At 65.4% G+C, this 1,409-nt stretch carries 1 protein-coding gene; it reads right to left on the bottom strand.

Annotated features, from left to right (window positions below):
• Positions 1 to 10: 10 nt before the first annotated feature.
• The gene (locus ACAM49_RS40165) at positions 11 to 1,177 is read right to left on the bottom strand and encodes an IS110 family transposase (protein WP_369640737.1); all 1,167 of its coding nucleotides are present in this window, start codon (positions 1,175 to 1,177) and stop codon (positions 11 to 13) included.
• Positions 1,178 to 1,409: the final 232 nt, after the last annotated feature.

The raw sequence follows: 1,409 nt of genomic DNA, 5'->3' as shown, positions 1-1,409 counted from the left end.
TGGCTCCCCTTTAGGTCAAGCCCTGGATGTGGGTGCGGGAGTTAGCCTTGTAGGCGGGTCCGGGATGTGGCTTGTCCGAAGGATCGGTGTGCGGGTTGGAGCCGGTCGCGCTGGAGTCAGGAGTCGTTCCCGATTGCCCTCCCGGGCCTGCCCATTCGCGACGCTGCTGGTCTGCGAGCATCTGGGTGTAGAGGACGTTGGAGAGTCGGCGTTTGAGTGCGCGCATCGCTTCCATCGAAGTTTTGCCGCCGGCTCTGCGGGTGTCGTAGTAGACGCGGCCGGCGGTCGGGTGGCGCAGTTGGACCACGGCCATGATGTGCAGGACTCGGTTGATTTTGCGGTTTCCGGCGCGCGAGAGTCGATGTCGTTGCTGGGCTCCGGAGGAGGCGTCCAGTGGTGCGCTGCCGTTCCAGGAGGCGAATCGGTCTCGGTTGCGGAATCGGTGGATATCACCGGTGTCAGCCAAAAGCCTTGCGGCCGAGGATGGTCCGATGCCGTGGAGTTGCATCAGGGTGGATCCGCGGTCGAGCACGAGCTGCCGCAATTCCTTGTCGGCGGCCTTGACCTTGGCGTCGAGGGCTTCGAGGTCCTCGATCAGCTCGACGATCAAACGATGCTGAACGCGGGCGACTGGGTCCCTCGGTGTGATGGCGGAGATGAGCTCGCGGGCCTGCAGCGCGGTGAGGAACCGTTTGGCTCCGCCGGGAATCAGTTCGAGCAGGAGCCGGTGCAGGCGGTTGACGGTGTTGGTGCGGGCGCGGCCGAGTTGATCGCGTCGGTCGGCGAGCATGCCGAGGGCGACGAGTTCGGGGTCGGCTTCGACGCGGCGCAGGTTCGGTGCGTGCAAGGCTGCCAGTGCGACCGAGTGGGCGTCGACGGGATCGGTTTTGCGGCCGTTGCCGGTGGCGAAGACCCGGACTTGCGCCGATAGCTTGGTCGGGACATCGATCACGGTCTCGCCGTCGTGGACGAGTCGGTGGGCCAGGTGGCGGCCGACGCCGTTGCAACCCTCAATCGCCCAGATCCTGTCAGCGAATTGTTTTCCAGCGGAGAGCATTTCCGTGTATCCGGCCGTGTCGGTGCCGTAGCGGCCGGTGGCCAGGATCCGCGCCTGGGCGTCGATGGCTTCGATGGTGGCCGAACGTTTGTGGGGATCCATTCCGATGATGACGGTCATCGCCGTGCCTCCCGTGGTCGCCGAACTGTGGTGTCCGCGCGGGAAGGCACCGCTAGTTCGAGCTGGGCAAACCCCTTTTCAGCCATTCCCGGCGCGGTACCCGGTGGGAAGCAAGCCAATGAGAGAGCCACACCAATACCGACGGTGGGCAGCCGCGAGAGGGGCACCCCACCGGGCACCTGGACCTGATCCTGGCCGGGATCCGATCCTGACACCAGTCTCTAACTAGCCG

The sequence above is a fragment of the Nocardia sp. JMUB6875 genome, assembly GCF_041154655.1.
In the GTDB taxonomy this organism is placed as follows: domain Bacteria; phylum Actinomycetota; class Actinomycetes; order Mycobacteriales; family Mycobacteriaceae; genus Nocardia.
This window is presented reverse-complemented; position numbering and strand designations above follow the sequence as displayed.

Excerpts from the sequence above, each read along its gene's own strand:
- ACAM49_RS40165 (WP_369640737.1), bottom strand. The coding sequence starts at position 1,177 with ATGACCGTCATCATCGGAATGGATCCCCACAAACGTTCGGCCACCATC.